Here is a 17,263-nt window from a genome sequence, read left to right as displayed (position 1 = left end):
CAAAGCGGTGGGAAGAGAGAAATTAAACAAAACTATCAACGTGATGGGAATAGTTCACGGGCGACTAAATATTTTTTAAATATACTTGCGCTCCACAATAATTCAGCCGGTAGAAAAACAGACCTTCTTGAAACAACACTTCAATCAAGCCACCTCCCCCAGGAGAGGGAGGTGGAGAAGTCAGTCAAAATTAAGCGTCGGAGCCGGCCTCGCTGAAGGCTTCCGCCTTCGGGCTTTCGCCGTCGCCATTGGCCTCGGTGGCGGCGGTGCGGCGCGGGCGCGGCGCGCGGCGCGGACGGCGCGTCTCGACGGGGGCGGCTTCTTCTGCCGCTCCGTTTGCCGTGCCATTCACCGCATGGGCTGCCTCACCATTCACCACCGGCTGCTCGGCTTCGGCTTTGGCTTTGGCTTCAACCGGCGCGCGCTCGGGCTCGACGGAGCGTTCCGTGCGTTCCGGACGCTCGGGGCGCGGACGGCGCTGGCGGCTCGGGCCGCGGCGGTCCGTGGGCTGCTTCTGCACTTCCGGGCCGTCCTCGCCGAAGACCACTTCGGCGGGCGTGCCTTCGATCACCGGCTGCGGACCGCTGCCATTGACCGGCTTGGGCGCGGGCGCAGGCGCGGCGGCAGCCGGCTGCTGCTGCTCGAAGCCCTCATCCTCGTCGTCCATATCGTCGTCGAAGGATTCGTCGCGCTGGAACGGCACCGGCGCATTGGCCTGCGCCGCCATGATGATACGGTTGTAGTGCTCGGCGTGCTGGAGATAGTTCTCCGCCATGACGCGGTCACCGGAGGCCTGGGCGTCGCGCGCCAGGGTCGTGTATTTCTCCGCTATGTGCTGGGCATTGCCCCGGATCTTCACATCCGGTCCATTGCTTTCATAATTGCGCGATAGCGGGTTAGGCCCCTTGCGGTTGTTGTTCCCCCGTCCACGCATGCGCCTGTTCTGCTGTGCTGGCCTCATACTTCTTCTCTTTTCAGATTAAGGGGCGCAAATCCCCGCCGGCCGTGAACAGCCTTTGGGTCTCGTTTGCTATGTGACGAACTGGCGCGCGCCCCGCACTACCATCGCATAAAAGATCTCTAAAAGTTGCGTGCTGCCGTATGAACCACTCCGGTCAGGAGTAACGGTGTAAAACACCACAAAGCAGAATTACCGCTTTGGCGATACGCGGAACAAAAGCCTGCCTTGGCCTTATACGGTGAGTGGAACCTAAACGCGTTCTCCGGAAATTCCAAGCTTTTTTTAGCACCTTTGGTAACGGAACGATCAAAGCTGGAAGAGAAGAGCGCGGTCATGCCCGCCGAGATCCTGCAGGATTTCCGTCAGCCGGAAACCGTGTCCGGCAAAGATATCCTCTACATCCGCTCGCTGTCCCGCGCCGATCTCGACACCGACAGCACCCCCCTTATATAGGCGCTCCCTCCCCCCGCTGGCAAGGGCCCGGTAGAAATCAAGCCCGTCCTCCCCGCCATCGAGCGCGATAAGCGGGTCGTGCTCCCGCACCTCCCGGTCGAGCATCGCGATGTCGGCGCGCGGGATATAGGGCGGGTTGGAGACGATGAGATCGAACTTGCCGGGCACTTCCGCGAACCAGTCGCTCTTCAGCGCCGCGAACCGCCTGGACACCCCGGCGAGCGTTGCATTCTCCCGCGCCGTCAGGAGTGCGCCCGCCGAGACATCGACGCCAACGGCGGTCAATTCGTTCAACTGGGCAAGCAGCGCGATGGCAATGGCTCCGGTCCCCGTCCCCATGTCGATGAGATTGGCCGTTCCATTTTCGGCGATTCGCGCTTTCAGGAAGGGCAGCACCAGATCGACCAGCGCCTCGGTATCCGCGCGCGGCTCCAGCGTTTCCGGCGAGAGCCTGAACCCCAGCCCGTAGAACGAGCGCTCGCCGATGATCCGGTGCACCGGCTCGCCCTTGAGCCGCCGCTCCAGCGCCGCCTCGAGCACGGCAACCGCCTCGCCCTCGATGATTCGCTGCGGCGCGGTCAGGACGTCGAGCCGGGTTGTCCCCGTCGCCCATTCGACCAGCAGCCGCGCGTCCAGATCCGGCGTGGCGATGCCGGCCTCGCGCAACAATCCACGCGCTTTGCCATGCAGCGCGGCGAGCGTCTCCTTAACCGTCAGTTCCGCTGCCATCAGCCGTTTTCGCCCATTTCGGCAAGCAGCGCCGCCTGATGATCGGAAATCAGCGCATCGACCAGTTCGTCGAGTTCGCCCTCCACGATCCGGTCAAGCTTGTAGAGCGTCAGATTGATTCGATGATCCGTGACGCGGCCTTGCGGGAAATTATAGGTGCGGATGCGCTCGGAGCGGTCGCCCGAGCCCACCTGGCTCTTGCGCGCCGCCGAGCGCTCGCTGTCGGCCCGCTGACGCTCCATGTCATAGAGCCGCGCGCGCAAAATCTGCATCGCCCGCGCCCGGTTCTGGTGCTGCGACTTTTCCGCCTGCACCACCATGATGCCGGTGGGGATATGAGTGATTCGCACCGCCGAATCGGTGGTGTTGACGTGCTGGCCGCCCGAGCCCGAAGCGCGCATGGTGTCGATGCGGATATCCTCGGCGCGGATTTCGATGTCGATATCTTCCGCCTCCGGCAGCACCGCCACGGTGGCCGCCGACGTATGGATGCGCCCGCTCGCCTCCGTCTCCGGCACACGCTGCACCCGGTGGACACCCGATTCGAATTTTAGCTTCGAGAACACGCCCTTGCCGGACACGGTGGCGATGATTTCCTTGTAGCCGCCCGCCTCGCCCTCGCTCGCCGAAACTACCTCCACGCGCCAGCCCTTGAGCGAGGAATAGCGCTCATACATGCGGAACAGATCGCCGGCGAACAGCGCCGCCTCCGAACCGCCCGTCCCGGCGCGGATTTCGAGGATCGCGCTTTTCTCGTCCGCCGCGTCCTTCGGCAGCAGCAGTATCTGCACCTCGCGCTCCAGCGTCTCGATGCGTTCCTGCACGTCAGGCAGTTCGCTTGTCGCCAGCGCCCGCATCTCGGCATCGACGGACGAATCGTCGCGCATGGCGAGCAAATCCTCCGCCTCGCGCCGCGCTGCGACGAGCGCGCGAATCTTTGCGACCACTTCCTCCAGCTCCGCATATTCGGAAGCGAGCTTCACATAGGTTTCGGAATCCGGGTTCTCGGCCATCTGCGTCTCGATCATCGAGAAACGCTTCAGGAGCTGGTCCATCCGGTCCTGCGGCAATGCGATCATTCAATTTCCTCTGCCGTCATTCTCGGGCTTGTCCCGAGAATCTACCACGGCATAATCTGTTGCTACGGTAATTGGTTTTCTTTTCCTCGCCGCAGATTCTCGGGACAAAGCCCGAGAATGACGACGTGACAATCCGCCCTCACCTGAATATCAGCGCCGCTACAGCGGTATCCCACTATCCTCTGCAAACCCCGCCAGCATCTCGCGCAGGGAATGGCTGCCGTTCGGCTTGCGGATCGCCTCCAGCAGAAGCACGTTGAGCCGCGCCGCATCGAGCGCGCCGAGCATCGCCTTGACCGGGCCGATCGCGGCGGGCGACATCGATATATGCCGGAAACCGAGCCCGATCAATGTCATGGCAGTGAGCGGCTTGCCGGCCATCTCGCCGCACAATGTCACCGGCGTGTTGTTGCGCTCCCCCGCCTCGACGATCTGCCGGAGCACGCGCAGGAAGGGTGGCGACAGTTGGTCGAAGCGCTTGGAGATGGCAGAGTTGCCGCGATCCGACGCCATGACGAACTGGAAGAGATCGTTCGAGCCGACCGAGACGAAATCCACCGCCTCCATCAATTCATCGAGCTGCCAGAGCAGCGACGGCACTTCGATCATCGCGCCGAGCCGCAGCCGCGTCGGCAGGCTGTAGCCGAAGCGTGACAGATGCCGCACCTCGCGCTCGATGATATCGCGCGCGGCGCGCACCTCGGCGACTTCGGTCACCATCGGCAGCATCATCCGCAATTCGCGTCCGCCCGCCGCCTTCAAGAGCGCGCGTAGCTGTGTGCGCAACAGGCCCGGACGGTCGAGCGTCAGCCGGATGGCGCGCCAGCCCATCGCCGGGTTTTCCTCCGGCCCCTGGTTCTGGAAATAGGGCAGCACCTTGTCGCCGCCGATATCGAGCGTACGGAAGGTGACGGGGCGCTTCTCCGCCGCGTCCAGCACCGCGCGGTAGAGGCCTTCCTGCTGCTCCGCCCGCGGGAAGGTCGAGGCTATCATGAACTGCAGCTCGGTGCGGAAGAGACCGATGCCGGCGGCGCCCGATTCCATCAGCTGCGGCAGGTCGACCAGCAGCCCGGCATTCATCAGGAGCGAAACCTCTAGCCCGTCCTTCGTCACGGAAGGCTGGTCGCGCAATTCGCGGTAAAGCGCCTGCCGCTTCGCCCGGAAGCGCACCTTCTCGGCATAGGCCGATTCGATATCCGACTGTGGGCGCAGATGCACCTTGCCATCGTCACCATCGACGATGGCCGCGTCATTGTTCTCCGCCATGGAGACGACGCCCTTGACCTGCCCCACGACGGGAATGCCCATGGCGCGCGCGACGATCACCACATGGCTCGTCGGCGCGCCGTCCTCCAGCACGAGGCCGCGCACCCGCTCGCGCGGATAGTCGAGCAGTTCCGCCGCGCCCATCGAGCGGGCAAAGATGATCGCATCCTTGACCAGCGATTCGGCGACCGTCTTGATGTCGCGCCCCATCAGCTGCCGCAGCAGGCGGTTGGCGAGATCGTCGAAATCGCTGAGGCGCTCGCGCATATAGGGATCGGTCAAGTGCATCATACGGGCGCGCGTGTCGCTCTGCACCTTTTCCACGGCCGCCTCCGCGGTCAGGCCGTTGTGAATGGCTTCCTCCAGCCGCCGCACCCAGCCGCGATCATGCGCGAACATGCGATAGGCTTCCAGCACCGCGCGATGCTCGCCCTCCGCCGCCACGTCACGGCGCGACAGCATGTCGTCGATGGAAATACGCAACGAGCCGATGGCTTCAGCGAGGCGCTCCAGCTCGCGCTGCGAATCCTCGTTGAAGAGATTGGTTACGACAATGCGCGGCTCGTGCAGCACCACATGGCCGAGACCGACGCCGTCGTTGAACGAGATTCCGGAGAAACTCATCGGCCTGCCAAGATCAAGTTCCACGCCAGGCCGGGAAAGCCTGGTCAGGTCCCCCGTAGCGATCATTTCGGCCAGAACCATGGCGGTGGTTTCCAGCACTTCCAATTCGTCCTCGCGGTAAGCCCGCTTGGTGCGGTTCTGCACGACCAGCACGCCGAGTGTGCGGCCCGCACGCAAGATAGGCACGCCGAGGAAGGAATTGTAGATCTCCTCGCCCGTCTCGGGCAGGTAGGTGAAGGCCGGATGCGTCTGTGCGTCGGTGAGATTGAGCGGCCTTGCGCTCGCCGCGATGGTGCCGACAAGGCCCTGCCCGAGCCGCAATTGCGCCAGATGCACGGCCTGCGGATTGAGGCCTTCGGTGGCGTAGAGTTCGAGCACGCCGTCTGAGCGAAGCACATAAAAGGAGCAGACTTCCGCCACCATCTTCTGCGCGATTTCGCGCACGATCCGGTCGAGCCGCTCCTGCGGCTCAAGCGGCTCCGCCATCAGCTCGCGCAGGCGTCTGAGCAGGACACGGGGACCGGTGGTCAGCTCACGCATGGACGGTCGTTTGCTCCTTCATCCTGCCGGCCCCGCAACCGGGACCCGACGATTCGCGACTATACAACCGGACGAGTTCCGGCGTGTTCTTTGTGAGCATTTTTGACGCGCGCGTCCAGAGCAATTTGTGGGTGGCGTTGAAACGGAAGCATCTGCGCTCTAAGCCGCTCCCCCTGCGCTGCCGGTAGAGGTTCGCACTCTCCTTCCCCCTTGCGGGGAAGGTGCCCGCGTTAGCGGGCGGATGGGGGTGGTGACGTTTGCGCTTTTGCTGGAGACAATGGCGTAAACGTCACCACCCCCACCCGACCCTTCGGGCCACCCTCCCCGCAAGGGGGAGGGAAGGCGCTGAGCGCCTTTTTACGACTTATCCAACCCATAAACCGAGTGCAGCGTCCGCACCGCCAGCTCCGCGTACGGCCCATCGATCAAAATCGAAATCTTGATTTCCGAAGTGGTTATTGCCCGGATGTTGATCCCCTTCTCGGCCAGCGCCTTGAAGGCCGTCGCGGCGACGCCCGCATGGCTGCGCATGCCGATGCCGATGATCGAGACCTTGACCAGCCCCGCCTCCGACTGGATGGCGTCGAAGCCGACTTCCGCCTTGGCCTTCTCCAGAACCGCCACGGCCTTGTCGAGATCGCCGGTCGGCACTGTGAAAGTCATGTCCGTCTTCGAGCCGTCCTCCGAGACGTTCTGCACGATCATATCGACATTGATGTGCGTCTCGGCGAGCGGGCCGAAAATCGCGGCAGATACGCCCGGCCTGTCGGCGACACGGCGCAATGAGATTTGCGCTTCGTCCTTGGCATAGGCGATACCGGTGACGACCTGCTGTTCCACGATTTCCTCCTCGTCGCAAATGAGCGTTCCGGGCGGATTGATCGGATCACCCATGCCCGGCGCATCGGGGTCCTCGAAGCTGGAGCGCACGAAGGTGCGCACCTTGTGTACCATGGCAAGCTCGACCGAGCGAACCTGCAAGACCTTGGCGCCCAGCGAAGCCATTTCCAGCATCTCCTCGAAGGAGATCTTGCTGAGGCGGCGCGCCTTCGGCTCCACGCGTGGGTCCGTCGTATAGACGCCGTCCACATCCGTGTAGATGTCGCAGCGATCCGCCTTGACAGCCGCGGCGATTGCGACCGCGCTGGTGTCGGAACCGCCGCGCCCGAGCGTCGCAATACGGTTGTCCGGCCCCAACCCCTGGAAGCCGGCAATAACAGCCACCTGCCCCTCGCCGAAGCGCTTGATGAGGAAAGACCCGTCGATGTCGGCGATGCGGGCCGCGCCATGCGCATTGTCGGTGCGGATCGGAATCTGCCAGCCCTGCCAGGAGCGGGCATGGACGCCCATCGACTGCAGCACGATGGCAAGAAGCCCCGCCGTCACCTGCTCGCCCGAGGCCACCACTGCATCATATTCGCGCGCGTCATGCATCGGCGATGCCGCGCGGGTCCAGGCCACGAGTTCATTGGTTTTTCCAGCCATCGCGGAGACGACCACCGCGACCTCGTGACCGGCATCGACCTCGCGTTTGACATGGCGCGCCACATTCCGGATGCGGTCTATATCGGCCACCGAAGTGCCGCCGAATTTCATCACGATGCGCGCCATTTGAGAAACTGTCCCCTGAGGCTAGAGCATGATCCCGAAAAGTTGCAGACTTTTCGGATAAGATCATGCGGCGAAACCAATATGATCGACGTTCTCTGTCGGAATACCCGGCAAGGAAAACGCGCCCACATAACCAAATTACGAACGAACCGCAAGCAGACCTTGACTTTGCCCCTTTGAGGGTGGACTCAAAATTCATCAGGAAGGAACCCGCCATGGCTGAGACCGCCCGCACCACCATCGATTCCGCTGAAGTCGAGCGCTTTTCGCGCATCGCCGCCGAATGGTGGAATCCGCAAGGCAAGTTCCGCCCGCTGCATAAATTCAATCCCACGCGCCTCGCCTATATCAAGGAAGAAATCTGCGCCGCCTTCGGGCGCGATCCGCTTAGCCCCCGCCCGCTGGAAGGCCTGCGCCTCCTCGACATCGGCTGCGGCGGCGGTCTCCTCTGCGAGCCGATGGCCAAGCTGGGCGCAACCGTCATCGGCGCCGATGCGTCCGAAACAAACATCGAAGTCGCCAAAATCCACGCCGCCGAAACGGGCCTCGCCATCGACTACCGCGCCACTACGGCGGAAGCCCTCGCCGAGGCCGGCGAAAAATTCGACGTGGTGCTCAACATGGAAGTGGTCGAGCATGTCGCCGATGTCGACCTATTCCTCTCCGCCTGCGGCCAGATGGTGAAGCCCGGCGGCCTGATGTTCGTCGCCACCATCAACCGCACGCTGAAGGCGCTCGGCCTCGCCATCATCGGCGCGGAATATGTCCTGCGCTGGCTGCCGCGCGGCACGCACCAATATGAAAAACTGGTCCGCCCGGAAGAACTGGAGAAGGCGCTGAACGCAGCCGGGCTCACCATCATCGACCGCCAGGGCGTCACCTACAACCCCCTCGCCGACAGCTGGAACCGCTCGCGGGATATGGACGTGAATTACATGGTGCTGGCGCGGAAGGGGTAACCTTTAATTCCTGTCTTCCGGGAACACCGGCAAAGGCATGATCTCCACGCCCTCTTCGACAAGCGCGGTCACTTCCTCGCGAGAGGCCTCGCCATAAATGCCGCGCGGATCGGCTTCGCCGAAATGGATCTTGCGCGCCTCTTCGGCGAAATTGTCGCCGACATAGTCCGCGTTCTCGCGCAGCTTGCGGCTCAGTTCGCGCATCTGCTCGATGAGCGCGCTCTGCGCCTCGCTGGTGGCGAGCGCAATCTTCTCCTTCTTGCGCGAGGTGGAAACCGAGGGCGTCATCAGCGCCTTTTCGACACGCGACGAGCCGCAGGCCGGGCATTCCACAAGCCCGCGTGCGGCCTGGCGCTCGAAGTCCTCATTGTTGCGGAACCAGCCCTCGAATTCGTGCTCGCGATCGCAATGCAGGCTGAAGCGTATCATGACGCCGCCTCCGCGATACGGACGCCGAACGGGCGCGCATTCTTGAGATTCGGCACCTGCCGCCGCGCCGCCGCGCTCTCCACCGTGTCGATGTCGGCGATAATCACTGTCGGCTCGTCATGGTCCGCCTCGGCGAGAATCTTGCCCCAGGGCGAAACGATGATTGAATGGCCATAGGTCTCGCGCCCGTCCTCATGCCGCCCGCCCTGCGCGGCGGAGATGACGAAAGCGCCGTTCTCGATGGAACGGGCGCGCTGCAGCACATGCCAATGCGCCTCGCCCGTCTGCCGGGTGAAGGCTGCCGGCGCGGTGAGGACCGACGCCCCCGCCTCCGCCTGCGCGCGGAAGAGCTGCGGGAACCGGATATCATAGCAGATCGCAAAACCCATCCGCCCGAACGGCAAATCGGCCAGCACCGTGTCGGAACCCGGCGCATAGGTCGCCGATTCGCGCCAGCTCTCGCCATTGTCGAGATCGACGTCGAACATATGCACCTTATCATAAGAGGCGATCTTCCCGCCATCAGGTCCGAACAGGAAGGCGCGGTTGGCGATCTTGCCGTCCGGAAGCTTGATTGCGGTCGAGCCGATATGCAGATGGATGCCATGCTGCTTTGCCAGCCGCGATGCCGCCGCCACGATCGGATCGTTCTCCTCGTCGCGCAAGATGGCATTGAGCGCCTCGCGGTTGCGCTGCAGCGCGCCCGTCATCTCCGGCGACTGCACATACAAGGCGCCCTGCCCCGCCGCCGCGGCGACGAGACGCTCCAGCATCGTGGCATTGGCTTGCGGGTCAGTGCCCGAACGCATCTGGATGGCGGCGGCGCGAAATGTGCTCATCGTCTTAAACCAGTTCCCCTGTTTCGAGCAGCCCGTCGAGCCGGCCCTCGCGCTCCAGCGCATGAAGATCGTCGCTGCCGCCGACATGGATGTTGCCGATAAAGATCTGCGGGAATGTCATCCGTCCGGACCGGCTTATCATCTTCTGCCGGAAATCTGGATTCACCGTCGCATCATGCTCGGTATAGGTCACGCCCTTCCCGTCGAGCAGCCGTTTGGCCGCCGTGCAATATGGGCATCCCTGACGGGTATAGATCGTTACATCAACCATGGGGTCCTCCCGTTGTTCAGGAGTCTCATATAAGCGCCGCGAGCCGCTGTAAAAAGACCCTCAATAAACCAAAAAGTTGCATATTTCTAAGTCAACACCACGTTGGTTAAAAAACTATTTGCCCTCGCGCTTGCGCTGCATGGCAGAGCCCTGCGGCGCCAGAACAGGCACGAAAACGCGGCGCGACGAGCGCTGCGATACCGGCAACCCTTGGTAGAGCCTCTTATAGGCCTCGATGATCAGCACGCCGCCGAAAATCGGCCACAGCCTGCTCCCGACCCGTTCCATGAGCTTCGACGGCCCCTGCATCCAGCGCGGCGTCACGGGCGGGAAATGAAGGGCACTTGCCACCGCGCCGGCGGTAAAATTGGCCTCGCGCAGTACCCGGATAAGCTGGCCCCGGCTATAGGGCCTCCCGCTGCCGAAGGGCGTATGCTCGAACCGCGCCCAGACGCCGCGGCGATTGGGCACCACGACCACCAGCCGCCCGTTGGGCGCGAGCACCCGCCACATCTCCTTCAGCGTCTCGCTCGGATTTTCCGAGTGCTCCAGCGCGTGAACGAGCAGGATGCGGTCGACGGATGAATCGGGCAGCGGAAGTTCCTCGTCGAAGACCAGGGCGGTCGTACACCGGTCGGCCGAAGGCCAGCTGGTCGCCCCCTGCCCCGCCGGCATGAAGGCGAAAGTCCGCTCCGTATCGGCGCTCAATTGGTCAAGATAGGGCAGCGCATAGCCAAGGCCCACCAGCCGCTCCTGCGGCAGCGTGGCCCAGAGCGGCAACAGCGCCGCATTGATCGAGCGTTCGGCCAAATGCCCCAGATGGGACGCATAGAAGGAGCGCAATTCGATGATGTCGAGATGCATGGAACCGCGCCCCTGCTAAAACGGAATTACTGCCAGCAGCCGAGATTCCTGCCCTTGAGATTGTGGGAATCGATATCCACGATGAGACGCGGATCGAGCCGCATCAGCGCAAGCATGGTGCGCTGCTTCAGCTCGATCTTCTGCCATCCGGCGCACTCCTTTGGCAGCTCGACCTTCTCGACGGTGAATTTTTCCGACCATGCGGTGGCCGAAGTGGTGCACCCCGCGAGCCCGAGCAGCAGAGGGAGCGCCGTGACCCCCATGAGTTTTCGCATATGCGCGTGACCAGCCGACATTTCCGCCATAACGTCCTCCGGAAATTAACGTATTTTTTACTATGGCATATCAGGTGCGCGATTTCACGTCGATTGTCCTGTTTCCCGTCGAAACACTAAGTGAATCCCAAGGATTTGACGTGGATCAATCGCTTGTTGCTGCCGGTGGCGACCGGGAATATGGTTAATCATCCTGATTCCATGCGTCGTTTGGGGGAAACTCACTATGAACAAATTGGCTGCCGAGTTTTTCGGCACATTCTGGCTTGTCTTCGGCGGTTGCGGCAGCGCAGTTCTTGCCGCGGCATTTCCTGATCTGGGTATCGGCTTTCTGGGCGTCGCGCTCGCCTTCGGCCTGACCGTGGTGACAATGGCCTACGCGGTCGGCGGCATTTCCGGCGGACACTTCAATCCCGCCGTTTCGCTCGGCCTCGCAGTCGCAGGCCGCTTCGACTGGAAGGAACTGATCCCCTACTGGATCGCGCAGGTTCTGGGCGGCATCGCGGCGGCGGCCATCCTCTACCTCATCGCTTCCGGCCGGGCCGGCTATATGCCCGGTGGATTCGCCTCCAACGGCTTCGGCGAGCTTTCGCCCGGCGGCTACAGCCTGACCGCGGCCCTGCTCATCGAGATCGTGCTGACGGCCTTCTTCCTGATCGTCATCCTCGGCTCGACGTCTTCGACTGCTCCGGCAGGCTTCGCAGGCCTCGCTATCGGCCTCTGCCTGACGCTGATCCATCTGATCTCGATCCCGGTCACCAACACCTCAGTCAACCCCGCCCGCTCCACCGCCACGGCCCTCTTCGCCGAAACGGCGGCGCTGAGCCAGCTCTGGGTATTCTGGGTCGCGCCGCTCATCGGCGCAGCCATTGGCGCCATTTTCTGGAAGGCGCTGATCGGCAAAGACTGAGCCGATATCATGAACGACAAAGACCGGCTGAAAGGCCGGTCTTTTTGTTTGGGGGAACCGCCAAGTGCCCTCGTCCTTCGAGGCTCGTTCCGCTACGCTCCACGAGCACCTCAGGATGAGGGCTACGGGAGCGCCGACGCCCCTTCACCCTCATGGTGAGGTGCGACCGGACCCTGAGCTTGTCGAAGGGGGAGGGAGCCTCGAACCACGAGGGTGAAGGGCTCCAGGAAAATCGGATATCGCCGTTTCCACCAAAGAGGAAAATACTCCCGGCCTCTTCAAGCCTTCGCCTTATCTCCCCCGACCCGCTCCGCCACGATATGCTTCAGCGTCACGCGGTCACGGGAGGAGACGCCGATGAGTTCTGCCACGCGCCAGATGACATTGTCCTCCATCTCGCCCGCCTCGCCATCAGCATAGGCGATTTCCCACATCAGCTCGATGAAATGGATCCGCTCCTGCTCGCCGAGATGGCGCTTGATGACGCTGGTGAAGCTGTAGAGATCGATTGCCTCCTGATCCGCCGCCTCCGCCTGCTGCAGGAGCGCCTTCAATTCGCCCTCGTCGAGCTGGTAGGCGTCGGCAAGCGTTTCGGCGATGCGCTTGCGCTCATCCTCGTGGCGCTCGCCATCGGCATCGATGATGTGGAACATAAGCGCGGCCACCGCCAGCCGGGGATCGTCCCTGCCGAAGGTTTTCTCGCCCTTGCCCTCGCCGAAGGGAAGTTCTTTCAAAAATGCCTGAAGACGATCGAACATCTTTGCATCCAGATTGATTACGCATGATCCCGAAAAGTTGCAGACTTTTCGGATAAGATCATGTCGTCAAGTTAAACCTGCCTAGAACAGGCGGTAGCGCGCCTGCTTGTCCTGCGTCTGCTCTTCGGGCAGCACGCCGGGATCGTCAACGACCAGCATCTTCACCTCTTCGTCATCGCGCGTATCGTTTGCGGGCTTTTGCCTGACGATTTTGGGCTTTGCGGGCGGAGGCGGGGTTTCGTCTGGCACAGTCAGCGCCACCGGCTTTTCCTCGATCACGGCAGGCACATCAGGCGTTTCCGGCTCTTCGCCGCGCACCTCCGGCGCAACCTCGATCATCGGCGTGAGCTGCTCGACCGGCACCTTCCATTCGAACGCATTGAGCCGCCCCGTAAGCGGAGACACCGGCGCCCATTGTTCGCTGACATAACCATCCGCCGTCCATGCCGGATCGCGCGGCGCCTTCACCGCTTGCGACAGCCATTGCCGCACGCGGCCCTGGTCGCCGGTCTCGGCTTCCTCGATATCGGCAAGCAGCAGATAGGCGCTCTCCCTCGGGCTCATGCGCAGCACTGCCTCGGCATTCTCGCGCGCAAGCTTGTAGTTGCCGGCGTCGAGCGCGGCATGGGCCAGCGCCATGCTCGCTTCCGGATTGTTGGGCTTGAGCGAAAAGAGATGGCGCGCACGTTTCAAACGGTCGAGCGTCGAATCGCCCGGGCGCGCATGGATATAGGCTTGGGCGATATCGGGATGCGGGCTTTTCTTCCAAGCCGCTTCCAAGATCTTCGCGCCCTTGCGCAAATCCCCCTGACGGAACAGCGCCCGCCCTGCAATGACGGCAGCAGGGATCAGGTCGGGCGCGAGCTTGTACGCTTCGAGTGCGACCGTCTTTGCTGCTGCCGGATTGGAATCGAAAATGGACATCGCCTTGGCGGTGAGCAGCGCCGCGCGCTCTGTTTTGACCGCCGTCTTGTCCTTTCCGCGGGCGGGCTTGCGCGCATCGAGAAGCTGGAGCGCGCCGTCCCAATCGCCCTCGACACCGAGCCTTCCGAGCACCGCGCTGCGCGCCCATTCCACATGCGGCGCAAGCTTAGAGGCCTCCGCTGCATAATGCTGCGCCGCCTCCTGCTCGCCCGTGCGCTGCGCTTCGAGATAAAGGCCGCGCAGGCCGAGAAGTCGCGTTTCGGGATCATCAAGCATCGCCTCGAATGTCGCGCGCGCTTCGTCACCGCGCCCTTCCAGCATGGCGCTCTGCGCCTCGAGCAGCCGGATCAGCGGCTCACGGTCGACATTGAGCAGCCGGTGCGCCTGCGTCGCCATGCGGCGCGCGGTTGCCGAATCGCCAGCCCCCGCTGCAATGAGCCCGGTGGAGAGCGACTGGTAACCCCGGTCGCGCTTGCGGGCGCGGAAATGCCGTTGCAGGAGATAGGGCGAGCGGATGATGCTTTTGACGAGCCACCACAGAAGCATGGCCGCCGCGACGAACACCACGAGCGCCGAGGCCGCGACCATCAGCGTCATCTCGTAGCGCATTCCCGCGAAGGTAACGGTCAGGTCGCCCGGCCTGTCCGCCAGCCATGCGAAGCTGCCGCCGAGCGCCAGGATGATGAGGACAAAGAACAGGATACGCAGCATCGATTTTTCCTATTTCGGCGCGGTCGGTGCGGCAGGCGTTGCGGTGGCTGCTGCCGGCTTGAGCGCGCTGGCAAGCGCTTGCGAGAGGAGCGCATCCGTGTCGCGGCGCGCCTTCATCTGATCGGCGAAATCTGCGGACACGCTTTTCGCCTCCTGCGGCAGCGTCTCCCATTCCGCAATGGCGCGGTTGAGATCGCCCGCCTGTAGGGCCGCTTCGATGCGTGCCGCGATTGCGCCCACGCTGGCACCGGGCACCGCGCCGACGGGGCGGACTTTCACCAGGCTCTTGGCGCTCTGCACCAGTTGGTCGACGATGCCCGCATCCGGGTTCACATTGCGCTCCGTCGCGACAATCCGGTCCGCCACAGCGCCGAACCGGCTGCTGAGATCGGCTATGGTGGGGACGCCCTTCGCTGCGAACTGATCGAGCGCGCTAACGTCCGCCGCTTGCGGCGCAAGCGTCCTGTAGGCATTGAGTTCCGCCGCGAAGGAGCCGCCGCGATCGACCGCTGATTTCAGCGCCACTGCCGCGATGGTGGCGACAATGGCGGGCTGGCGCGATTGCTCGGCCACCTGCCCTTCGAGCGCGGAGAGCTTCGACTGCATCCCCTCGATATTGCCGCTGTCCTGCTCCGCCGCCCTGGCTTGCGCCTCGGTGGATGCGAATTTTTCCTCCAGCGCTGCGAGCCGGCTTGTCAGCGCCTGCATTTCCTGCGCCGACTCCTGATTATTATTAGCCGGCTTCGCTACCTCCTCGCGCAGCTTCAGAACTTGCGATTCCGTCGCCTCCGCTCGCGCCAGCGCCTGCCGCGCGGTTTGCTGCGCCTCGCTGAACCCGGCGTTGGAGCCGCCTCCATCGCCCCATTGCAGCGCACTCATCAGGCCAAGCGCGGCGACACCGCCCGCCACGCCGGCAGCGATATGGGTCAGCCAGGCATTTTGCTTTTGCTCCGGTTTCGCCGGGCTGGCAGCGGCGGCGGGGCGCGAAACCTTTTCCGTCTTCACCTGCTCTGCCTTCACCTCTTCCGATTTCTTCGCTGCCATGTTCTCCTTTTCGGCACCTGCCTGCGGTTTGGCGCCGACAGTCGCCTGCCGTGTGGTGAAGACGGTATCGCCGACCGGCTCCGCGGGAGGCACATCTCGTTTGGGGGCGGCGTTCGCCGCTGCCGACTCCTCCACGCGCTTCACCTGCGTTGGATCAAGATCGATCGTGACCGGTTTGCGGGCCGGTTTCGAATGACGCGATAGTCCGGATTTCGCCATGGTGCCTCTCGTCTGGGAATTAAATAGATAGGGCGGCCGAGAAGGAACTTAACAGATAAAATTGACAGATGAAGGCTTGCCGCCGCTCAAAGTGCCGCAAGGAGATTAAAAAGCGCTTGCTCGTCAGGTCTTTCGGCGACACGGGCGCGCGTCTGCCATTGCTCGGGAAGACTTTCACGAATGCGCGGCGAGAGGCAGATGAATTGCGTTTCCCGCCAGAAGTCTCCAGGCAGGTCCGGCAGCGCAGCGAGCGCCGTGGCGGCGAAAACCGAATAGACAAACGCAGCGGCAATCGGCGCATCGACAAGCCGCTGATGGACATCGTCATAATCGATGGGCGCGGTGTCGTAAGTCTCACAAATAGCAAGCCTAAGCCCGGCGGCAACAGCCCTATCCTCGAAATCCGAACGCCGCACCCTGCCCGCGAGATAGAGCACGTTCGCGTCCAATTTGAGCGTAGCCGCAAGCGATTGCGCCAGCGCCGCGCCATCGCCACCGGCGGCAGCCACATCGCTGAACCCGGCAGCCCTCGCCGCGCCCGCCGTCTTCTCGCCCACCGCAAAAACCGGCAGATGAAGCAGCGCTCTTATCAATGCCGGATCGGCATGGCGCAGCGCATTGACACTGGTGACCGCGACCGCATCGAAGCACCCCAATGGCAGCTTTGCCGAGACCGGCACCGTCTTGCTCAATGGCAGGACGACCGGCACATAGCCCATCTCGTTAAGCCGCAGCGCGGTGGATGAAGCGCCCGGCTCGGGCCTCGTGACCAATATGCGCCGCGCCTCCACCATCCATCATTTCCAATCGAAGAAGTCAGGCCCCGCCTGCGCCAGCACCCGCTCCGCCGCATCGCGCCCGATAGCCGCCGCATTGGCAATAGCGCCCTCCGCCTTCACTTCATGCGCTTGCGAACCATCGGGGGTTAGGATCATACCGGAGAAGCTGAGCCTGTCACCTGTCACCGTCGCCAGCCCCGCAATGGGCGTGCGGCAGGAGCCGTCGAGCCGCGCCAGAAACGCCCGCTCGCAATCGAGCGCAACATGGGTATCGCGGTCGTCGAGCGGCGCCAGTAGCGCGTCGAGCCGCGCATCGCCCATGCGGCTTTCGATGGCGATAGCCCCCTGTCCCGGCGCGGGCGGGAAGACGGTCGGGTCCATCAATTCGCTCGCCACATGCTCCATGCCGAGTCGCTTCAGCGCGGCATAGGCAAGGAAGGTTCCATCCGCCTGCCCCTCGTCGAGCTTGCGCAGCCGCGTCTCCACATTGCCGCGAAAATTCACCACCTTGATGTCCGGCCGCAGCCGCCGGATCAGCGCCTGCCGCCGCAGCGAGGAGGAGCCGACCGTCGCACCCATGGGCAGGTCCGAAACACGCGCACCCGCCCGCCCGATGAAGGCGTCGCGCGGGTCTTCGCGCTTGAGAAAGGCGGAGAGATAGAGCCCCTCCGGCAGCACGGTCGGCATATCCTTGCTGGAATGCACGGCGAGGTCGATCCGCCCTTCGGCGAGGCCCTCCTCGATCTCCTGCGTGAACAGTCCCTTGCCGCCCACCTCGGAAAGCGCGCGGTCCTGGATGCGGTCGCCCGCCGTCGACATCGGCACGATCTCGATAGCATCTTCCGGCAGCCCATGCGCCTCCATCAGCCGCCGGCGCACCTCGCGCGCCTGCACCAGAGCCAGGGTGCTGCCTCGCGTGCCGATCTTCAACGTTGGTGTTTGCATATGGCGTCGTCCATGGTACCGGGATTCTCAGCATGATCCCGAAAAGTTAAGCTTTCCGGATAGGATCATGCGG

17 protein-coding genes are annotated in these 17,263 nt (G+C 63.3%); 2 read left to right on the top strand and 15 right to left on the bottom strand.

Features of this window, described 5'->3' with window-relative positions:
• Positions 1-190: 190 nt before the first annotated feature.
• The 5 genes from IEX53_RS10015 to IEX53_RS09995 all read right to left on the bottom strand — a co-directional run bounded on the left by IEX53_RS10015 (position 191) and on the right by IEX53_RS09995 (position 7,263).
• Positions 191-961: a DUF4167 domain-containing protein gene (locus IEX53_RS10015; RefSeq protein ID WP_188823983.1), complete on the bottom strand. Its 771-nt coding sequence runs from the start codon at positions 959-961 to the stop codon at positions 191-193.
• Positions 962-1,267: 306 nt separating this feature from the next.
• Positions 1,268-2,143 (bottom strand): peptide chain release factor N(5)-glutamine methyltransferase, encoded by an 876-nt coding sequence (gene prmC / locus IEX53_RS10010; protein ID WP_188823982.1) that lies wholly within the window; start codon positions 2,141-2,143, stop codon positions 1,268-1,270.
• The gene (gene prfA, locus IEX53_RS10005) at positions 2,143-3,222 is read right to left on the bottom strand and encodes a peptide chain release factor 1 (protein ID WP_188823980.1); all 1,080 of its coding nucleotides are present in this window, start codon (positions 3,220-3,222) and stop codon (positions 2,143-2,145) included. Before prfA ends, prmC begins: the two co-directional genes overlap by 1 nt.
• A gap of 159 nt (positions 3,223-3,381) precedes the next feature.
• Positions 3,382-5,652: a phosphoenolpyruvate--protein phosphotransferase gene (gene ptsP / locus IEX53_RS10000; RefSeq protein ID WP_188823978.1), complete on the bottom strand. Its 2,271-nt coding sequence runs from the start codon at positions 5,650-5,652 to the stop codon at positions 3,382-3,384.
• A gap of 357 nt (positions 5,653-6,009) precedes the next feature.
• Positions 6,010-7,263: an aspartate kinase gene (locus tag IEX53_RS09995; protein WP_188823976.1), complete on the bottom strand. Its 1,254-nt coding sequence runs from the start codon at positions 7,261-7,263 to the stop codon at positions 6,010-6,012.
• A 215-nt stretch (positions 7,264-7,478) separates the two neighbouring features.
• Between IEX53_RS09995 and ubiG the strand changes: the two genes are divergently transcribed.
• A complete protein-coding gene (gene ubiG / locus IEX53_RS09990) occupies positions 7,479-8,222 on the top strand; it encodes a bifunctional 2-polyprenyl-6-hydroxyphenol methylase/3-demethylubiquinol 3-O-methyltransferase UbiG (RefSeq protein WP_188823974.1) in 744 nt (247 codons plus the stop codon).
• Positions 8,223-8,225: 3 nt separating this feature from the next.
• On the opposite strand, the gene IEX53_RS09985 is transcribed toward ubiG, so the two are convergent.
• The 5 genes from IEX53_RS09985 to IEX53_RS09965 all read right to left on the bottom strand — a co-directional run bounded on the left by IEX53_RS09985 (position 8,226) and on the right by IEX53_RS09965 (position 10,930).
• Positions 8,226-8,651 (bottom strand): DUF1178 family protein, encoded by a 426-nt coding sequence (locus IEX53_RS09985; RefSeq protein WP_188823972.1) that lies wholly within the window; start codon positions 8,649-8,651, stop codon positions 8,226-8,228.
• The gene (locus IEX53_RS09980; RefSeq protein ID WP_188823971.1) at positions 8,648-9,490 is read right to left on the bottom strand and encodes a carbon-nitrogen hydrolase family protein; all 843 of its coding nucleotides are present in this window, start codon (positions 9,488-9,490) and stop codon (positions 8,648-8,650) included. Before IEX53_RS09980 ends, IEX53_RS09985 begins: the two co-directional genes overlap by 4 nt.
• A gap of 4 nt (positions 9,491-9,494) precedes the next feature.
• Positions 9,495-9,761, bottom strand: coding sequence for a glutaredoxin 3 (gene grxC, locus IEX53_RS09975; protein WP_188823969.1), 267 nt, complete (start codon positions 9,759-9,761; stop codon positions 9,495-9,497).
• A gap of 114 nt (positions 9,762-9,875) precedes the next feature.
• On the bottom strand, positions 9,876-10,625 hold the full coding sequence (locus IEX53_RS09970; RefSeq protein WP_188823967.1) for a class I SAM-dependent methyltransferase: 750 nt from the start codon (positions 10,623-10,625) through the stop codon (positions 9,876-9,878).
• 26 nt (positions 10,626-10,651) lie between these two features.
• Positions 10,652-10,930 carry a hypothetical protein gene (locus IEX53_RS09965; protein ID WP_373288616.1) on the bottom strand — a complete coding sequence of 93 codons (279 nt, stop codon included), beginning with the start codon at positions 10,928-10,930 and terminating at the stop codon, positions 10,652-10,654.
• Between the two features lie 196 nt (positions 10,931-11,126).
• On the opposite strand from IEX53_RS09965, the gene aqpZ reads away from it, so the two are divergent.
• Positions 11,127-11,810 (top strand): aquaporin Z, encoded by a 684-nt coding sequence (gene aqpZ / locus IEX53_RS09960; RefSeq protein ID WP_188823965.1) that lies wholly within the window; start codon positions 11,127-11,129, stop codon positions 11,808-11,810.
• Between the two features lie 278 nt (positions 11,811-12,088).
• Here aqpZ and IEX53_RS09955 read toward each other — a convergent pair whose 3' ends face one another.
• The 5 genes from IEX53_RS09955 to hemC all read right to left on the bottom strand — a co-directional run bounded on the left by IEX53_RS09955 (position 12,089) and on the right by hemC (position 17,190).
• Entirely contained in the window at positions 12,089-12,568 is a 480-nt protein-coding gene (locus IEX53_RS09955) for a tellurite resistance TerB family protein (protein ID WP_188823963.1), read from the bottom strand.
• 81 nt (positions 12,569-12,649) lie between these two features.
• Positions 12,650-14,203 carry a heme biosynthesis protein HemY gene (locus IEX53_RS09950; RefSeq protein WP_188823961.1) on the bottom strand — a complete coding sequence of 518 codons (1,554 nt, stop codon included), beginning with the start codon at positions 14,201-14,203 and terminating at the stop codon, positions 12,650-12,652.
• A gap of 9 nt (positions 14,204-14,212) precedes the next feature.
• Positions 14,213-15,466 carry a COG4223 family protein gene (locus IEX53_RS09945; RefSeq protein WP_188823959.1) on the bottom strand — a complete coding sequence of 418 codons (1,254 nt, stop codon included), beginning with the start codon at positions 15,464-15,466 and terminating at the stop codon, positions 14,213-14,215.
• Between the two features lie 86 nt (positions 15,467-15,552).
• Positions 15,553-16,260, bottom strand: coding sequence for a uroporphyrinogen-III synthase (locus IEX53_RS09940; RefSeq protein WP_188823957.1), 708 nt, complete (start codon positions 16,258-16,260; stop codon positions 15,553-15,555).
• A 3-nt stretch (positions 16,261-16,263) separates the two neighbouring features.
• Positions 16,264-17,190 carry a hydroxymethylbilane synthase gene (gene hemC / locus IEX53_RS09935; RefSeq protein ID WP_188823956.1) on the bottom strand — a complete coding sequence of 309 codons (927 nt, stop codon included), beginning with the start codon at positions 17,188-17,190 and terminating at the stop codon, positions 16,264-16,266.
• Positions 17,191-17,263: the final 73 nt, after the last annotated feature.

The organism is Paramesorhizobium endophyticum (assembly GCF_014640615.1).
GTDB classification, from domain to species: Bacteria; Pseudomonadota; Alphaproteobacteria; order Rhizobiales; family Rhizobiaceae; genus Paramesorhizobium; species Paramesorhizobium endophyticum.
The sequence above is the reverse complement of the archived record's forward strand: the minus strand, read 5'-3'. Positions and strand labels throughout refer to the sequence as shown.